Annotated in this window: 13 protein-coding genes; 7 read left to right on the plus strand and 6 right to left on the minus strand. The window is 68.2% G+C overall.

Going from position 1 to position 18001, the window contains the following annotated elements; translation table 11 throughout:
* Positions 1 to 217: 217 nt before the first annotated feature.
* On the plus strand, positions 218 to 1948 hold the full coding sequence (locus JOD27_RS46755) for a glycoside hydrolase family 99-like domain-containing protein (protein WP_204764459.1): 1731 nt from the start codon (positions 218 to 220) through the stop codon (positions 1946 to 1948).
* A gap of 4 nt (positions 1949 to 1952) precedes the next feature.
* Here the strand turns inward: JOD27_RS46755 and JOD27_RS23840 are convergent, their stop codons facing one another.
* Positions 1953 to 2528 (minus strand): TetR/AcrR family transcriptional regulator, encoded by a 576-nt coding sequence (locus tag JOD27_RS23840; protein ID WP_204764460.1) that lies wholly within the window; start codon positions 2526 to 2528, stop codon positions 1953 to 1955.
* 95 nt (positions 2529 to 2623) lie between these two features.
* Here JOD27_RS23840 and JOD27_RS23845 point away from each other — a divergent pair, with 95 nt between their 5' ends.
* Positions 2624 to 3370: an SDR family NAD(P)-dependent oxidoreductase gene (locus JOD27_RS23845; RefSeq protein WP_204764461.1), complete on the plus strand. Its 747-nt coding sequence runs from the start codon at positions 2624 to 2626 to the stop codon at positions 3368 to 3370.
* Between the two features lie 37 nt (positions 3371 to 3407).
* Here the strand turns inward: JOD27_RS23845 and JOD27_RS23850 are convergent, their stop codons facing one another.
* Together JOD27_RS23850 and JOD27_RS23855 are read right to left on the minus strand one after the other, a co-directional pair.
* The gene (locus JOD27_RS23850; RefSeq protein ID WP_204764462.1) at positions 3408 to 4250 is read right to left on the minus strand and encodes a L,D-transpeptidase family protein; all 843 of its coding nucleotides are present in this window, start codon (positions 4248 to 4250) and stop codon (positions 3408 to 3410) included.
* Positions 4251 to 4302: 52 nt separating this feature from the next.
* Positions 4303 to 4764, minus strand: a complete 462-nt coding sequence (locus tag JOD27_RS23855) for a hypothetical protein (protein WP_204764463.1) — start codon at positions 4762 to 4764, stop codon at positions 4303 to 4305.
* Positions 4765 to 6059: 1295 nt separating this feature from the next.
* Here JOD27_RS23855 and JOD27_RS23860 point away from each other — a divergent pair.
* From JOD27_RS23860 to JOD27_RS23875, 4 genes are all read left to right on the plus strand, one after another.
* Complete coding sequence (locus JOD27_RS23860; protein WP_204764464.1) at positions 6060 to 6893, plus strand: sporulation protein; 834 nt, start codon at positions 6060 to 6062, stop codon at positions 6891 to 6893.
* A complete protein-coding gene (locus JOD27_RS23865; RefSeq protein ID WP_204764465.1) occupies positions 6890 to 8188 on the plus strand; it encodes an alpha/beta hydrolase in 1299 nt (432 codons plus the stop codon). The genes JOD27_RS23860 and JOD27_RS23865 overlap by 4 nt, the downstream gene beginning before the upstream one ends.
* Positions 8189 to 8207: 19 nt before the next feature.
* A complete protein-coding gene (locus JOD27_RS23870) occupies positions 8208 to 10643 on the plus strand; it encodes a rhomboid family intramembrane serine protease (RefSeq protein ID WP_204764466.1) in 2436 nt (811 codons plus the stop codon).
* A gap of 103 nt (positions 10644 to 10746) precedes the next feature.
* Positions 10747 to 12009 (plus strand): DUF418 domain-containing protein, encoded by a 1263-nt coding sequence (locus tag JOD27_RS23875; RefSeq protein ID WP_204764467.1) that lies wholly within the window; start codon positions 10747 to 10749, stop codon positions 12007 to 12009.
* Positions 12010 to 12013: 4 nt separating this feature from the next.
* Here JOD27_RS23875 and JOD27_RS23880 read toward each other — a convergent pair whose 3' ends face one another.
* Complete coding sequence (locus tag JOD27_RS23880; protein WP_204764468.1) at positions 12014 to 13243, minus strand: MFS transporter; 1230 nt, start codon at positions 13241 to 13243, stop codon at positions 12014 to 12016.
* A gap of 97 nt (positions 13244 to 13340) precedes the next feature.
* Here JOD27_RS23880 and JOD27_RS23885 point away from each other — a divergent pair, with 97 nt between their 5' ends.
* Positions 13341 to 14426, plus strand: coding sequence for a helix-turn-helix domain-containing protein (locus JOD27_RS23885; protein WP_239568303.1), 1086 nt, complete (start codon positions 13341 to 13343; stop codon positions 14424 to 14426).
* A gap of 232 nt (positions 14427 to 14658) precedes the next feature.
* On the opposite strand, the gene JOD27_RS23890 is transcribed toward JOD27_RS23885, so the two are convergent.
* Both JOD27_RS23890 and JOD27_RS23895 read right to left on the minus strand, forming a co-directional pair.
* Entirely contained in the window at positions 14659 to 15111 is a 453-nt protein-coding gene (locus tag JOD27_RS23890) for a hypothetical protein (RefSeq protein WP_204764469.1), read from the minus strand.
* Positions 15112 to 15269: 158 nt separating this feature from the next.
* A complete protein-coding gene (locus JOD27_RS23895; protein ID WP_204764470.1) occupies positions 15270 to 17756 on the minus strand; it encodes an ATP-binding protein in 2487 nt (828 codons plus the stop codon).
* Positions 17757 to 18001: the final 245 nt, after the last annotated feature.

Consider the following 18001-nt stretch of genomic DNA (forward strand, 5'->3'; position numbering starts at 1 on the left):
AGAATCTGATGAGCGCGGCAGAACGACGTGGCAGGTGCACTGATCCCCCCAGATCATGCGAGCGCGTGTCAGAACCCCCAGTTGTCGCTGACACTGCGCAGCCCGTGCAGAACAGCACGCTAGCCACGGTCCACCGGGCGACAACAGGGCCGAACAGCCGATCCTCCGCCGCCGCAGTTGACCACCGTCCGGCTCCGGTTGCGGCAAAATCCGGGCCGTGCGGGTACATGTCTCCTTGTTGGCGGCCGTCGCCGTGGCCGCCTCGCTCATCACGATGAGCTCGAGCGGTCAGCCGACCGCCACGGCCGCCACGAGCGCGGAGAGCAAGGTCACCGACCCGGTGCCGCTGCTCGAACTCTCGACCGCGGGCGAGGGGGGCACGTTCTGGACGTTGTCCCAGGCGGAGATGCAGTCGGCGGTCGGCCAGCACGGCATGCGGCTGCGCACCGACGCACGGGTGGGTTACCTGCGCCGCCAGCCCTTCGCCGGTTCCCAGCCGGTCTTCCGGCTGCGCAAACAGGGTCAGAGCGTCTATCTGCTCACCGCGTCGACGGCCGAACGCGACCAGCTCACCACCGGGACGAATCCGCCGTTCCTCGACGAAGGCGTGGTGGGGCATGCCTTCGCGTCCCCGCAGCCGGGCACGGAGATCCTCTACCGCGTGCGCAAGGAGGGTCTCGCCAACTCGTGGCGCCCGGTGCTCGCCTCACGGCTGGAGCAGATGCGCGCGCTCGGCTGGGACAAGATCGACGGCCCGCTCGGCCACGTGTACCCGCGGTGGATCCGAGCCGGGGCAATCTACTTCGGCACGTTCGACGCTGACGGCAACCGGGCCATGATGGACCGCATCGAGCAGTACTACGGCCCGGAAGCCAAGGACGACTGGTGGGGTGGTGTCCGGCACGCCCACGACGGCCACCCCAAGGCGGTCGGCCACTGGCCCGGTGAGGACTTCTCCCACCTGAAGCCCTCGATCGGCTACTACGACGACTCGAAGCCGGAGACGCTGGAACGCCAGATCACCCAGGCGTCCGGCGCCGGCCTCGACCACTTCGCCTTCTACTGGTACTGGAACCCCGGCACCGCCACCGAGCAGTACGCCGCGGGCCTCCGCGCGTTCCTCGCCGCACGCAACCGCGCCAACCTGAAGTTCACGGTGCTGCCGTGCATCCACCCGTGGAACGGCGGCGCGGGTGGCACGCTGCGCATGCCCTCGGGGCAGATCGGCCAGGCAGCCGACCTCCTCGTGAACGACTACCTCAGCCAGCCGAACATCCTGCGCGCCAACGACGGCCGCCCGCTGCTGGAGCTGTGCGACGTGCGCGGCATCGGCAAACCCGACGGCGGTCCCGCGGACAACACGATCAACGCCGAGGCGGTCCGCCAGTTCTCCGACGCGATCAGGGACCGGGCCCGCACGAGGCTCGGCGAGGAAGTCATGATCGTGCTGACCACCGACAACGGAATCCCCAAGCCGGAACTGGGCCTCAACGGGAGCTACTGCCCCGGCCGGTGGGACTACGCCACCGGCTCGTACGAGAACTACGTGACCGCGGAACGCCGTTGGTTCGCGACCATCCCGGACAACCTGATCCGGTGCGCCACCTCGGACTTCGACGAACGCCCGCGCATCGGCATCAGCATCGCCGACCCGGTGCGAGCGGAGGACAGTCCCGAGGAGGCCAAGCGCAAGCTGCACAACAGCTTCAGGTGGTACGAGGATCAGTCTCCGGCCGCCTACACCAGGCTGCTCGGTGACGTCAGGGCCGACATCGACGCCTCCACCCGGCCATCCACTGTGGACAACCTCGTGCTGCTCTACGCCTGGAACGAATGGCACGAAGGCGGCGTGATCGAACCGAACGAACGCGACGGCTGCGCGTACCTCGACGCCGTCCGCGCCGAGCTGCGGCTCCGCAACGGCACCGGGTGCGTGCCCGTGCCGTGAGCCGTCAGAGCTGCTGGTGGTGGTCCAGGACCGCCGTCACCAGAGCGCGGGTGCTGACAGGCGGGCCGTCCGCGCCCATGGCCTGCGCGGTGCTGTTCGTGCCCTCCCAGATGATCGACAGCTGGTCGGCGAGCACCTCGGGTTCCTTGACGCGCAACCGTTCCGCGAGTTCGCCGAACCTGGCGCGCACCCACGTCTTCGCACCGACCGCCCCGCGGTGGGCCGGCAACGTCTCGTCGGGGAACTCGGCGAGCGTCATCATGCACGCGCACCCCCGGAACACCTCGGGACGGATGTCCTCGGCGAGCGCGTCGAACATGGCGAGGATGCCCGCACGCGCATCTTCGCCCGCCGCGGCGACGGCGGCGTCGAAGCGTGCCTGCGCCTGCTCCACCGACCTGGCGACGTAAGCGGCGACCAGGTCGTCCTTCGTCGCGAACGCGCGGTACAGCACGTTGGTCGAGACACCGGCCTCCGCCGCGATCTTGTCCACGCCCGTCGCGCGGATGCCCTGCCAGTAGAACAGGCGGGTCGCGACGTCGAGGACGAGCTCCCTGGTCTCCGCCGCCGTACGGCGCATCGTGGTTCTCCCCTCTTGCTCGCTGCCGTGTCGCACGCTAGCGTACCCCGCTTGTAAGGGAACGTTCCCTTACATCTACTCTGGGGAGACTGACGATGACTGACAAGACAGCGCTCGTGACCGGAGCTTCGCGGGGCATCGGCCGCGCCATCGCCGAACGCCTCGCCGCCGACGGCGCGCTCGTGGCCGTGCACTACGGCTCCAACAAGGCCGCCGCCCTGGAGACCGTCAACGCCATCGAGACGGCCGGCGGTCAGGCGTTCGCGGTGGAGGCCGACCTGGCGCGGAACGACGGCGTCGACCAGCTGATCGAAGGCCTGGGCGGACGGCGGCTGGACGTGCTGGTCAACAACGCGGCGGTGTTCGGCCCCGGCATCGACGCGACCGAGGAAGAATTCGACCGGGTGTTCCAGGTGAACGTGCGCGCACCGTTCTTCCTCATCCAGAAGGCGTTGCCGCTGATGCGGGACGGCAGCCGGATCATCAACATCTCGTCCGGCGTCACCTGGTTCGCGATCCCCGAGACGGTCTACGCCATGACGAAGGGCGCGCTGAACGCACTCGGCCGGTCACTCGCGAACACGTTGGGAGAGCGCGGAATCACCGTGAACACGATCGCGCCCGGCATCACCCGCAGCGACATGAACACGTGGCTGGACGAGCTGCCGGGCGCGAAGGAGGGCGTCTCGGGGATCACCGCACTCGGCAGGCCGGGCCAGCCTGCCGACATCGCGGACGCGGTCGCGTTCTTCGCTGCACCGGACAGCAGGTGGGTCACCGGACAGGTCCTCGACGTCAACGGCGGCCTCTACCTCGGCCCCAGGGCCCCGCTGCACCACTGATCCGATGTGGACAGTCCGGGCACGGTGATCTCCCGTTTCAGCGCGGCGACAGCGCGATCACCGTGCCCGGACGAACCCACCGCATGATCGAGACGAGCGTGCTCGCCGGAATCGCCACACAACCGGCGGTCGCAGCACCGTTCGTCACGTGCACGAAGAACGCGCTGCCCGCACCGGGAACGCGCTGCGAGTTCACGCCCATCACCAGGGCGTAGTCGTACACGGCGCCGTGCTCGAGCAGGTTCTCCGACGTGCTCTCGTTGAACGGGCACGTGCCACGAGCACACCGCTGATGCGTGTTGTAGTCAGGACTGTTGACGTCACTGACCCACCAGTCCGAGCTGTCGAGCTGGAAGTACGACACCCCGGTACCGGGATCGGCCTGCCTGCCGAACGCACCGGTGATCGCGAAAACCCCGGCCGGCGTGGCGGACGACGACTCCCCGTAGGAGCTGGAAATACCGGGCGAGCCGACTTTCGCCGCGGTCGCGCCTACCACCTGCGTCCAGTCGCTCCCGGACTTCTGCCACGTCGACAACGTGGCGTTCGAACCGCCCGCGCCCACGACCGAGATCACCTGCGTCGCACCGGCCACCCGGCTCGCGAACCACGGCGGCTCCGCACTTCGCGCCGTGGGCACGGGCGCCACCACAGCGGCAGGCTTCGGCGCCGAAGAGCTGGTGGACTTGGCCGCGCTGCTGACCGTCGTCGTGGTGGGGACGGCGCTGGAGCTCGACTCCGCAACCGAACTGACGGTCGTCAACTCGGCGGACGTCGTCCGCTGCACGCCCGACTCAGCGACAGGAGAAACCTGCGGCGACTCGGTGGCGGACACCACCACGAGTGCCGCGACGGCCACCACCGCTACCGCGGGACACAAGACTCTGACCGCAAGGGGAAGCTTCGCGAGACGCCGAAACATACCGATCTCTCTAGTTGACGTGTTCTCTTCGATGCAGATCGAGCGCGGCCTGCAAAGCATCCGCCTTTGCCTGAGTTCTCTTCGGAACAGAAGAGGATAAGTTGTAAACCGCCAGCGAGGTAAGCCAGTCCTCTTCGCCCGACTTGAGCACGAGGACAATATCGGCCTGTCTCACGAAAACAAGGATGTCGCCATGAGTGCATCGAACCTCAATCACTTCCACATCGTCCCAGGAAATGCGCCTGGTGCGTTCGAGATTGCACACTTCAATACCATCCGGCGAATACTTCACGCCAGCAATCACGCTGCGCCACGCGCCGTACCCACCCAATGCCGTCGCAAATACACCGACCACGAGACCAAAAATCAGGACCCCGACATCATCGGTTCTCGCATTCGTAATGGTCACAACGCCAACCAGAACGAACCCCAGCGACAACAGCAGCAAGAAATACCGCCACGGCGATCTCATGCGCCCACTACCCAACGAGACCAAAGTTCGCCGCACCCTCAGAGTTCACCGTGCGCCACATTTCAACGGCGGCCTGTTCATTACCTGCGTCCAGTGCCCACTCAAGCACTCCGGTTGGGGTTGCAACTCGCACTATTCGAGAGGTTGGATTGACGGCCACGGCTTCAGCGCCGCTTACACCTCGACTATCGCTGTCCACCGTCTCGACTTCGATGGAGATCGGCCGCCGCTTGAGGAAGCGGACACCTCCGAAGGTGCCAGTGAACGTTACCCTCCCCGGAGTAATCGGGGCAGAGCCATGTCGCCAGCGCCGGCCAAGTCCAGCCTGGATACCTTCAAGGAGACGAAAAGAACACTCGACTCGCACGCTGACACCTCCATGACAAAGGAGGTGGTCACGTCCTCCTTGCGTGCGATTTTATCTCACCGAACCTGCACGACCGCACCAGGTGGCACTTCCGCTAATTTCGGCGATCTCGCCGCCTGTCGAAATATTGCCGAACGGCCACAACGAGCAGTCCGACCGCGAGAGAAAGCCCTGCAAACACGCCGGCAAGGAGAACCGTGATGATCGGATGATCGAACCCGACAGGAAGAGTAACGAGCAGAGTACCCGCGAAGATGATCCCATAGATCCGAACATAACCCATGACACCTCTTGCAGATCCAGCCATGAAACCTCCTGTCTTCAGGCACGAACGGTGGCTGTTCCTGCCGACACGACAGGAACAGCCACCATTACTCATCGTCTAAATATGCCACATCCGCCGAGTGAACAGCAGAGCCTTACTGGTCCTGCGTAGTAGCGTCTCGCCTGCGACACACTCAAGCGCGGGACCACCTTCTTGTACTTGTAGACACCGACAGCTGCGCCGATCCCTTTCAGTCCGACTCCAGCGAGCGCATCGCTCGTCGCACCGCCAACCATTGAGCCGAGTGTCGACTTGATGACTTTTCGGTTCGTGATGCGCTCACCCATGAGTCGCGCGGCCCCCATGTGTGCGAGACCACCGGCACCAGCGCCGATCAAGGCTCCGGCGATCGCCATGCAGCCCAAGCCCGCGGCCGGTCACGTCCACAGAGGACTCGTTCCGTCACGGCAGAAGCAGACACGGTGTCTGGCCGACCGGCGGGGTGGAATCCAGCCGGATGGCGGGTTGTTCCGGACGCCCGGCAGCTGGGAGCGACGCGGAGAACCCACGACACTCAGGACACGGTACTCGGTGAGCACCTGAACGACGCGTGCACAACGCCGCGCCAGCCTGGTTGCGTCCGTCCAAAGAGGAGGCCCGCTCATGTTCGATCGAATGCTGAGCGCCTTCGGCATCGGCGGCCCGTCTGTCGACACCGTGCTGGACTCGCCGCACGCCGTGCCGGGCCGGCCGATCACCGGGCAGGTTCGCATCGAGGGCGGCAGCTCCGACACCGAGATCAGCGAGGTCGTGCTGTCCCTCGTCACCCAGGCCGAGCACGACGACGTCACGGAGTTCTTGCGGCTGGTCGTGCAGCAGGGGCTGCGGGTGCCGGCGGGTCAGCTGGTCTCCATCCCGTTCCAGCTCCCGCTGCCGTGGGAGACACCGATCACCGCGGTCGACGGCACGGCCCTGCCCGGTTCGATCGTGGGTGTGCGCACCGAGCTGATCGTCGCGGGCGCGCCCGACACGAGCGATCTCGACTCGGTGCTCGTCGATCCGCTGCCCTCGCAGAACAAGGTCCTCGACGCGTTCGGGCAGCTCGGGTTCTCGTTCCGCGGCACCGGCGTCGAGGCAGGACGCCAGGAGCTCGAGTTCCTCCCGCCCGCCCAGTTCGCGGGCAGGGTGAGCCAGGTCGAGCTGGCCTTCGTGGCCGACCAGCACGAGCTGCACGTGATCCTGCAGGCCGACGGGCGCCGCGGCGGAGGCACGACCGGCCACCTCCGGCTCTCCCATCAGGAGGCTCTCGTCACCGACTGGGTCGCGGCCGTCAGCGGCTGGCTCTGCCAGGTCGCCGAACGCGGCCGCGATGACCACGACCAGCAAGGTCAGCGGCGCGGGCCGGGCATGCTCGCCGCCGGTGCGGCCGGAGGCGTGCTCGGTGGCCTGGCACTCAGCGGAGTGGCCGACGAGCTCTTCGGCGACGACGAGGGATGACCTTGCTCAACCCACTGGATCTGTCGGTGATCAACGGACCGATCCCCGTCGCGGCGACCGTTGCCGGTGTGCTGGCACTGGTCGCTTTGACGATCCGGAAGAACCGTTCGTGGTGGACCCGAGTCGTGCCGGCTGTGGTGCTGGCGTCCGTGGTGTCGGTGGCCGCGCTGAAGTTCGTGGTCGACCACGTGTGGAAGCCCTGGCCTGAACCACTTCCCGTGATCCTCACCGTGTGGGCGGGCGCGGCGCTGCTCGCGGTGTGTCTTGCGGTGGCGCGGCTGCGGGCCGGGCGGTGGTACTCGCGGGCGCTGAGCGTGGTGCTGGTGCTGGTCGTGGCGGCGAGTGCGATGACGGCGGCGAACGCGTACTTCGGTTTCTACCCCACGTCGCGTGCTGTGCTTGAGCTGTTCACGAACAACCGGGTCGACCTGGACGAGGCCGCGAAGCCTGCCTCCAGCGTGCTGCCCGCCGGAAGCAGGCTCGCCGACGTGTGGCGCAAGCCCGTCGATCTGCCGGAGAAGGGCACGGTGTCGGAGGCGGACATCCCCGGGGTGTTCAAGGCGCGCCCGGCGTGGATCTACCTGCCGCCCGCCTACGCCGCGACACCCCGCCCGCGGTTGCCCGTCGTCGTGTTGCTTCCAGGACAACCGGGGTCGCCGCGCGACTGGTTCGATGCGGGCAGGCTCACCGAGCGGCTCGACGAGTTCGCGCGTGAGCACGACGGTCTCGCGCCGATCGTGGTCGTGGCCGACCAGCTCGGTGCGCGGATGGCGAACCCGCTCTGCCTGGACTCGAAGCTGGGACAGTCGGAAACCTACCTCGCCCGCGAGGTGCCCGCGTGGATCAAACAGCGGCTCACGGTCGACGAGCGCCGCGAGGCCTGGACCATCGCGGGTTTCTCGCAAGGTGGCACATGCGCTGTGCAACTCGCGGTGCGCGCTCCGGACGTGTACGGGAACTTCATCTACCTCACCGGCCAACGCGAGCCTTCGCTCAGCTCCCGCGCCGAGACGATCAAGGCGGCGTTCGGCGGCGACGAAGCGGCGTTCACCCGCGTCAACCCCATGGACATCCTGGCCCGCCAACGGTTTCCGCAAATCGCAGGTGTGATCGTCGCGGGACAGCACGACGTGCTCTACCGCCAGGCGAACGCCGAGGTGTTCGAGGCCTGCCGCAGGGCCGGGATGGACGTGCAGTGGAAGGAACTGCCGGGAGCGCACGACTGGAACGTGTGGCGACCAGGCCTCTACGACACGTTGCCGTGGCTCGCCACCCGAACAGGCTTGAGCAGATGACCATCAGGAAACGAGAGGCATGAGCACACAAATGGACCGGATCACGAGGCTGATCGGCCGGCTGTTCCGGACTGCCCCGCTCACGTGCGGCTTCCTCATCGCGTTCTGGACCGTCGGCGCGCTGATCGGCCGGGACGACGAGGTGCTCGCCCGCATCGGCTTCGGCACCGACAGTCCGTTGTGGACGGTACTCTCCTCCGCGCTGTGGGCCATGGATCTCCCGGGCTACGTGGCGACCACCGCCCTGCTGCTCGTCTTCGGAACGCTGGCCGAACGCAAGCTCGGCACCCTCCGCACCGCGGCGATCTTCCTCGCCTCCCACGTGATCGGTGTGTTCCTCGGCTACGGCGTGGTGCGGCTCGGCAGCGCCCTGGGCTGGTCCTGGCTCGAGTCGCTCACGGGCGCGGTCGCGGCCGGGCCGTCGATCGGTGGGGCGGGACTCGCGCTGGCGCTGACGTTCCGGATGCCGGTGCTGTGGCGGCGCCGCGTCCGGCTCATGACAGCCCTCACGCTGCTCGTGCTCACGTTGTACTCCGGATGGCTGGAGGACCTGCTGAGGCTGACCGGCGGCGTGGCCGGACTGCTGATCGGCGCGTTCTTCCTCCGCCGCGACAAAACCCGCGAGCCGGGAACGCTGACGGAGAAACGGGTTCTGGTCGGTCTTCTGGTGGCGGCGTCGGCGCTCGGACCGGTGGTGGCGATGATGTCGCCGTCCCCGAACGGCCCGCTGTCGTGGTTCTCCGAGATCGTGGCCGTCGCCCAGCCCGCACAGGACGACGTGGACCTCGCGTGCGCCACGGACGCGGTCGAACAGTGCCGAACGATGCTGATCCAGCTGTCCTACGGACGGTTCCCCGCGCTGGTGATGTCCTTGCTGCCGGCGTTGCTGCTGCTGGTGCTCGCGGAGGGCCTGCGCCGCGGGCGGCGGTTCGCCTGGTGGGCGGCGCTGGGTTCCACCGCGGTGTACGCGGCGGTCACCGGGTGGTACGTCGCGGAAGCCGTCCGGTTCCCGGACAACGGTCAGCTGGAGGTCGGCTTCTCCTACAGCGTGCCCATCGTGGCACCGCTCGTCATCACCATCGTGTTGCTGCTGACCCGCAAGTACTTCACCGTGCGGCTCCCCCGGCACGCGATCCGCAAGTTCTGGCGGTTCACCCTGGGCAGCATCGGCGTGTTGTCCGCGCTGTACGTGTTCGGCGGCTACCTGGTGCGCGACCAGTTCACGCCGGAGCCGGGTTTCGTCGGGCTGCTCGCGGACCTGCCGACGCGGTTCCTGCCGCCGGGCTACCTCGGCCTGATGCCGTTGCAGTTCAAGGCGAACGGGCTCGCCGGCACGCTGCTGTTCGAGTACACCGGCGTGGTGTTCTGGCTGATCGTGCTGGCGGGCTTGCTGATGGCCTCGTGGCGCGCGTGGCCGTCGTCGTCGGAGGAAGAGGCGGCCCGCGCCCGCGAACTGATGCGCCGGCACGGCGGTTCGTCGCTGGCGTACATGACGACGTGGCGCGGCAACGAGTACTGGTTCACCCCGGACGGCGAGACGGTGATCGCGTACCGGGTGGTCGCCACGATCGCGCTGACCGTCGGTGACCCGATCGGACCGGCACGGATCGACGCGGTCCGCGGCTTCGCCGAGTTCTGCCAGCAAAACGGCTGGACACCATGCCTTTACAGCATCAGCGCCGAAACCCGGCACGAGGTCGCCGCGCTGGACTGGCCGGCGGTGCAGGTCGCCGAGGACACCGTGATCGAGCTCGACACGCTGGCCTTCACCGGCAAGAAGTGGCAGGACGTGCGCACCGCCCTGAACAAGGCGGCCAAGGAAGGCATCACCGCCGAGTGGTGCACCTACACCGAGGCGCCGTTCGCCATCACCGACCAGATTCGCTCGATCTCCACGGAATGGGTGGCGGACAAGGGTCTGCCCGAGATGGGCTTCACCCTCGGCGGCCTGGAGGAGCTGAGCGGCGAGGGCGTGCGGTGCCTGCTCGCCATCGACACCGACCGCACCGTGCACGGCATCACGAGCTGGCTACCGGTCTACGCCGACGGCGAGGTAGTCGGCTACACGCTCGACTTCATGCGCCGCCGCGCCAACGGTTTCCGCGGCACGATGGAGTTCCTGATCGCCTCGGCCGCACTCGAGCTGAAGAACGAGGGCGCCCGTTTCCTGAGCCTGTCCGGCGCACCACTGGCCCGGTTGGACCGCGGTGAACGCCCCCGGCTGCTGCAGCGGGTGCTGGACGTCACCGGCCAGGTGATGGAACCGGTCTACGGTTTCCGCTCGCTGTTCGCGTTCAAGGCGAAGTTCCAGCCGACCTACCGGCCGATGTACATGGCCTACCCGGACGCGGCCGCACTGCCCCGCATCGCGAACGCGGTCAGCCGCGCCTACCTGCCCCACGTCAGCCCGCGCCAAGCCTTCCGCCTGGCCACTAAGATGATCAGTCGCTCCTGACCAGCCACAGTGGACAGACCCGGTCGGCTCCGGCCAGTCGGCGGGGTCTGTCCAGCGACCTGACGGATGGCCCGTCATCTGCCGCCACCGCGACAGTGTCAGCATGACAACGCAGCCACCACCGCAGGACACCTCAGCTGCGCAGGAAACCTCGACGGACGAGTCCCAGACGCCTTCGATGGGGCGCCTGGTCGGAGTTGACCTGGCCCGCGCGCTGGCCGTGTTCGGCATGTACGTCGTGCACCTCGGCCCCTCCGCGACCAACGCGGAGGGCGTCGGCGCCTGGGTGCACCACGTGGCGGAAGGCCGTTCATCGGCCCTGTTCGCGACCCTCGCCGGGTTCTCCCTGATGCTGATCGCCGGCCGCCTGGAACCGAAGACCGGCCTGGCAGGCCGACAGGCCAAGGCCCGCATCGCAATCCGGGCCGTGATCCTCCTGGCGCTGGGCACCGTGATGGCGATGGCCTACGGCGGCGTGGTGATCCTCGCCTTCTACGGCCTCTACTTCCTGCTGGCCCTGCCACTGGTGCGCCTGAGCGCCAAGGCTCTCGCGATCACCGCGGCGGGCCTCGCCGTCGGCATGCCGCTGCTGGCCTTCACCCTCAGGTCGCTGCTCACCGAGGACGTCAGCGCTGCCCTCAAGGCCTACGACCCCCTCGACCACATCGGCGGCATCGGCGTCCTGGATCTCCTGCTCACCGGCTTCTACCCGGCGATCCCCTGGATGGCGTTCGTCGTCTCCGGCATGGCCTTGGGCAGGCTGGACCTGTCCTCCAGCACCGTGCGGCGCAAGCTGGCCGTGTTCGGCCCCGTCCTGGCCGTGTTCGCCTACGGCACCTCCTGGCTGTTGTCCCAGCTGATCGACGGCGTCCGCGAAGCCGCAGAGATGCAGAGCGCCGCAGGCCCCGGCTCAGGCCCGAAGGACATCGGCTCCGTCGGCGACATGATGCCGCCCAACGCCATCGGATCAGCCTGGTCGTTGCTGACGTCAGGGCCACACAGCGGAATGCCGTTCGACATCATCGGCTGCGTCGGAGTCGCGATCACCGTGATCGTGGGCGCGATGGCGGCCCTCGACCGCCTGCCAGTGCTGCGCCGCCTGGCCGCACCGATGATCGCCGTGGGCACCATGTCCCTGACCGCCTACGTCGGCCACTTCGTGCTGTCGTCCCAGATGTCCGGGCCCTCCGGCTCCTCAGAGGCCACCGTGACCGCAGGCTCCGAGTCCCAGGCGTCCTGGCTGCCGGTGATCGTGTTCGTGCTCGGCGCCATGGCGTTCGCCTGGATCTGGTCCCGCTTCTTCCGCAGGGGGCCGCTGGAGCACCTGCTCAACCTCGCCACCAAGCCGGCGAAGTTCATCCGCTGAGCGGTCAACGACGAAGCGCTCCAAGAGCCCGCCGCGGCGCTTGGTCCTTCTCGGTGGCGACGGCGGAGGCGGAGAGAAGCGTCGCGGCGGCGAGGCTGCCCCAGAGGGTGGCCGGGCCGCGGGAGGCGAGAGCGGTGATGACCGCCGGGGAGACGGCGAGGCCGAAGCCCGTGGAGAGCTGGAAGCGGGCGAGGGCGCGTCCCAGGACGTGGGCCGGGGCGAGGGCGGTGACGAGTGCGGTGGCGCTGCCGGCATAGATGATCTCGCCGAGGGTGCAGACCACGGACACCGCGGCGACGGCGGCGGCACCCCAGCCGTGCCCCAGCGAGGTGGCCGCGAGGAAGCCGAGGTAGGACGCGGCGAGTACCACGCCGGCGAGAGCCAGGACGGTCCGCCGGGAGAAGCGGGACAGCAGGACGGTGACCGGCACCTGCAGGGTGACCACCAGCACCGTGTTGGCCACGAAGATGGCTGCCGACCACACCGGGGATGCGTGCAACTGGGTCACCAGGACCAGAGGGAGCGCGATTTCGGGGACGTTGAGGCAGAAGACGTAGATCACGTTGGCGGCCAGTAGTGCGCGCATCCGGGGTGCGGGCTGGTCGTCCCCGGCCTCGGCCGGGGTAGCGGCCGGATGGGCACGGAGGCGTACCGACCACGCCAAGGCGGCCGCAGCGAGATAGGCGAGGCCGGTGATGGCTGCCAACGCCTGCAATGCGGTGCTGCCGCCCGCCAGGAACGCGGTGGCGAGGAGCGCGCCCACGCCGAGGCCGGCGTTGCGCAGGGCGCGGCCTGCGGCGAGTGCGGCGTCGCGTTCGCGGCCGTGGGCCACCGTGGCCACGAGAGCGGCGTGGGCGGCCGGCCACGCCTGGTTGCCGATGCCGAGGAAGAGCGCCGCTGCCGCGAACAGCCAGACGTGCCCGGTCGGCGTGGCCAGCAGCAGCGCCACGCCCAGCACCCGCACCAGCATCGACGCTGCCACGACCGTGCTGCGTGCGCCCCTGTCCAGCCATCGGCCCACGGCGGGCATGCACACCAGACCCGCGACGATCCCGGCTGTCATGGCGACGCCGGTCACCGGCGCGGACAGCCTCAGCACCATCACCCCGTAGAGCAGCAGAAAGGGCCGCAGCAAACCGGTGCCGAGTGCGTCCACGGCCAGTGCGACGGCATAGCGGGGACCGCCGGAAGCCCTGACGAGCGCGCGGGGCTGGATCTTGGTGATGGTTGCCATGCGTCAACGGTGCGCGCGGCCGCCGCGCCGGCCACGTCGATTGACGAACACCGTCAACCGGCGCGTCATCGGCCATCCGACCAGCGATGATCAGGGGATGGCGCTGAGGATCGACATCACCGGCCTGCCGGCCGAGCGACTGCGGTTCGCCGCTTCACCGCTGGCCGAGCTGACCGCGATGCTGCACGTGCTGGCCGAACCCGGGCATCACCCGCAGCTCGCCTGCTGGGCCGGCGACGTCTGGGCCGGGCTGACGCCTGCGCTGGCCGAGAGGCTCACGGAGGCGGAGTTCCTCTGGCGTTCCTCACGAGCCGACTTCCTCGTCCCCGCTCGTCCCCGGCCGAGCCTCGCCGAGGAGTTGGACGACGTGGACCGGATCGACGATGAAACCTATGTGACCGCCGCGCTCATCACCACGTGCGGCAGCAACCGAGTCCACTTCGCCGCGCCGTCACCGCTCGCGGACGCGACGGCGCGCGAGCGGGCCCTGGACCTCGCCCAGGCCCGCGGCGCGCGCCAAGAGGCGTTCGCGGAACGGTTGCTCGCGGACCCCGCGGCTGTCCGGGCACGGGTGCGTCACACGCTCGAACAGTGCGCCGAGGCCTTCTTCGACGCCGCCTGGACGAGTGTCGCCGGGCAACTCACCGCCGACCTGCGCCTGAAGAACGACCTGCTCAAGCGCCAGGGCGTCGGGGCGGCACTCGCGTCGGTCTCCAGCGCCGTCACCCTGACGCCGGACGGCAACCGCATCGTCGTGGACAAGCTGCAGGACAACGCGACCGCCGCCCACGACTCCGGAGTCACGTTCCTCCCCAGCGTCTTCGGCCGCCCGCATTTGGTGGCGGTCCACGCATCGGGGTGGCACCCGGTGGTGCAATACCCCGTGGCCGAGGCGAGTTCGGCGGAGCCGGTGTCACTGGAAACGGTCACGCTACGGCTGGAGGCACTCGCGCATCCGGTACGGCTACGCCTGCTGCGCACCCTGGCCCGCGGCCCGCACACCACCGGCGAGCTGGCCCACGCCTGGGAACTCACGCCCCCGGAGGTGTCCCGCCACCTCGCTGTCCTGCGCCGCGCGGGCCTGCTCACGACCCAGCGGCAGGGCCGCTACGTCCGCTACACCGTCAATCTGTCCGACCTGACGGCGCTGGGGACCGACCTGCTGGCGGCTGTTCTGCGCTGAGCAGCCTCAATTCCGGGAACGAGCGGCGGAGAGATCGAGCCCGTCGACCCCAACAGCCGACATCAAGTCCAGCGCGAAAGTCACCTGTGGAACAGGAAGTTTCTGTGTGAAGTTCGTCTGGGATTGCGCTACCCGGTGCGCGGCGGCTGGCCGCGGTGGCGGGGCGGATCGACACGATGGTGGCCGGGGCAGCACCCGCCATGACGGAGCGGTGTGCTGCCCCACCTCCACCTCAGTACTCGAAAGCTGCGAACGCCTGAGCGGAGCACTTGTCCGCGGCGTTGTTCCGGTCCTCGCACACCTTGATCAGCGCGCGCGCCTTGCTGGAACTGGGCTTCAGCCGAGTAGACAGGTTCGCGGGCACGTACTTCATGCGTGAGGTACGACCGGTCTGCTGCTTGCTCACGTCCAACCACATTTCGGGGGCGCCGATGAACGGGCGCGTCCAGAACTGGAACTGGACTTCCACGTAGACAGGGTTGCCGTTGTTGGACATGTCGACCATGTTGATGCCCGCCGTCGCGTACACCCCGCCGTTGTTGGCGAAGTCGCCATAAGCCTTGGCGATCGGCGTGGACCCGTTGTAGGCGGTGACCGCCCACGGCGTGCCGGCCGCTTGAGCCTGTGCCGGCAGGAGCAGCCCTGCCGCGGCAAAGGCGGTCATGGCGGCCGCCGTCACTTTCACCAAGCGACCTTTGAAGGTCTCGGCATTTCCCCTCAGCCGAATCCGAGCCATCTGTGTTTCCCTCTCGCCATTCCTTGTTCGAATGTGTGGCCACTACTTCAGCAGCGGCCACCCTGCCGAACGCGCGATCCTGGACATGGCTGGACGAACCTGGACAGTCAGAGTTCCGCAAGAGCGGTGCGCAGCCGTTCCGCATGCGCGACGCCCATGGCCTCGTACCGTTCGAGCGCCTTCCGCCAGTGCCGTTTGGCGCTCTCGATCGCACCGGTGGCTCGTGCGACTCCGCCGAGCCCTTCCTGTGCTCTGGCCTCCTCCAGCCGGTACCCGTGTTCGCAGGCGAGCGCAAGCGCGTCGTGATGCGCCTGCCTGGCGGCGACCTGGTCACCGGTCCGACACCGGGCGAAGCCGAGGTGGTTGAGCAACTCGGCTTGCAGATTCAGGTCGCCGACCTCCGTGGCGATGACCAACGCCTCCTCGTAGCGGTCGATCGCCAGGTGGTGCTCGCCCTTTGCCGCGTGCACCGAGCCGAGGAACTTGACCACGAACGTCTCACCGACGCGGCTGTCCAGCTCGCGGTAGCCGGTCAGTGCCTCTTCGAGCAGCGACACCGCCTCGCTGTGCTCGCCCAGCTGGTTGAGCACGTTGGCGACGTTGGTCGACGCGTGCGCCACGCCGAGATCGTCGCCGAGCATCTGGAACGTGCGCAGCGCCTCGCGGTGGTTGGCGAGCGATCTGTCGAGCTCGCCGCGCTGTTCCAGCGTGGTGCCGAGGTTCATCCGGTTGATCGCGACGTTGTGCTTGTTGCCTGCTTCCTCGGACAACGCGATGGACTTCTCCAGTGTCTCAACCGCCTCGTCGAACCGGCCCAGCTCACCGAGCGTGATCCCGATGCTGTTCAAGACCGCCGACTGACGCTCTGGGTCACCCACCACCCGCCAGATGTCCGCGCTGCGCCGCAACCAGCCGAGCGCGTCGAGCTGGGCACCCATCGCCTCGGCGGCCACACCGAGGCCCCGCAGGGCTTCCGCCTCACCGACCAGGTCACCGTCGGCCTGGGCCGAACTCAATGCCGTGCGTTGCATGCGCATCGCCTGCGCGGTGCGAGAAGTCGTCTCCAGGTGCCGCTTGGCAATCTCGGCGAGCCGACGTGCCGTCGCGCCGAGCCCGACGTCGACGGCGAGTTGCACGACCTCGACCACGTTGTCCGCCTCCGCGGTCAACCACGCACGTGGGTCGGCGAGCCACGCCAGATCCACTTGTCCGCCTCTGTGGAACTGCGGATAGACCTGCGTGAAGGCCGCGGTCAGAGTCTCGACGTAGTGGTCGATCAGCCTCACCTTGGCGGGACCGGTGACGGCTTCCGGCTGTGATGTGACGAGCTCACGGCTGTATTCGCGCAGCAGGTCGTGCATCTCGTACCGGCCGTTGCCCTGCACGAGATTCGCTCTGACCAGCAAACCGATCCGCAGTGCGGCGTCGGCCAGGTCGCCGCCGATGAGCGCCGCGGCGGCGGGCACGTCGAAGTCGCGGCCCGGATGACATCCGAGCAACCGGAAGAGCTCGGCCGCTTCCGGGCTGAGTCGCCGGTAGGACCACGAGAACACCGCCCGCACCATGCTCCGCGGATCACCACTGCTGTCGAGAAGATCGAGTCGCTCGGCTTCGAGGTGTCCGACGACGTCCTTGAGCGGCTCCAGGCGTGCGAGTTCGGCCACGATCCTGATCGCGAGCGGCAACCGGGCGCACAGCTCGGCGAGTTCGGCCGCTGCCTCGCGCTCGTAGTCGACACGTTGGCCGAGCAGGCTCTTGAGCAGCAGCAGTGCCTCGTCCGTCGTCAGCACGTCGAGGTCCAGCCGGTGCGCACCTTCGATGACCGACAGCCCGGTCAACGTGTCGCGGCTGGTCACCACGGTGAAGCAGGACGGCGTGGCCGGCAGCAGGGGCCGCACCTGTTCGGCGCTGCCCGCGTTGTCGAACACCACCAGCATCCGTTTGCCGGCCAACGCCGACCGCAGCGAACCAACGCGTTCGTCCAGCCCGTGCGGAACCTCCTTGATTCCCAACGCGTGCAGCAGCGTCAACGCCGCATCGGCTGCGGACACCGGCGCACCGGGGTCGTATCCACGCAGGTTCAGGTAGAGCTGCCCGTCCGGGAACCGCTGCGCGACCCGATGGCCCCAGTGCACTGCCAGCGCGGTCTTCCCGACACCGGGCGTGCCCGCGATGGCCGACAGCACCACGGTCCGGTTCGGATGGCCCAGCAACCGGTCGAGCTCCTCGAGTTCGGCCGCGCGCCCGGTGAACGACGTGACGTCCGCCGGCAACTGCCGGGGCACCACCACGACCGCTGCCTGCTTGAAGGTGTGCTCGTGCGCCGCAACACGGTCCCAGGCGTCGGCCCACCGCGCGTGATCCTCTGGCCCGCCGTCCAACGCGATGACGATCCGGTCGAGCACCTCAGCGGGCAACAGAGTCTGCCCGGTCAGATAGGTGTGGACGGTCGAGCGCGGCACGTCGATCCTCTTGGCCAGCTCGGCCAGCGACACCCTGGTCCGCCCACTGCCCCGCGCCGCGTTGCCGCGCAACAACTCCAGCTCACGAACCAGATCGGCCCGCGTCCGGATCCGACTTGGATCAGCGCCCACAACCCCTCCACGCGGTGACCCACCGCAGCCCGACCACGACACAAGGTAGCCGACTCGACCTCCGGTTACGGCCGAGACGCCGAAGCATCGAGTGCTTCGAGCAATCACGAACCAAGTGCAGCCTCAGCCTAGCTATACCGGCCTGCGATCAAACTGCCGACGGCATACCCGACAGCCTCACGGCCAACCGAACCCCACATGTCCAGACCGCTTGCCGCGTAACAAAAGCCATGCCCCTCACACCG

The organism is Lentzea nigeriaca (assembly GCF_016907955.1).
In the GTDB taxonomy this organism is placed as follows: domain Bacteria; phylum Actinomycetota; class Actinomycetes; order Mycobacteriales; family Pseudonocardiaceae; genus Lentzea; species Lentzea nigeriaca.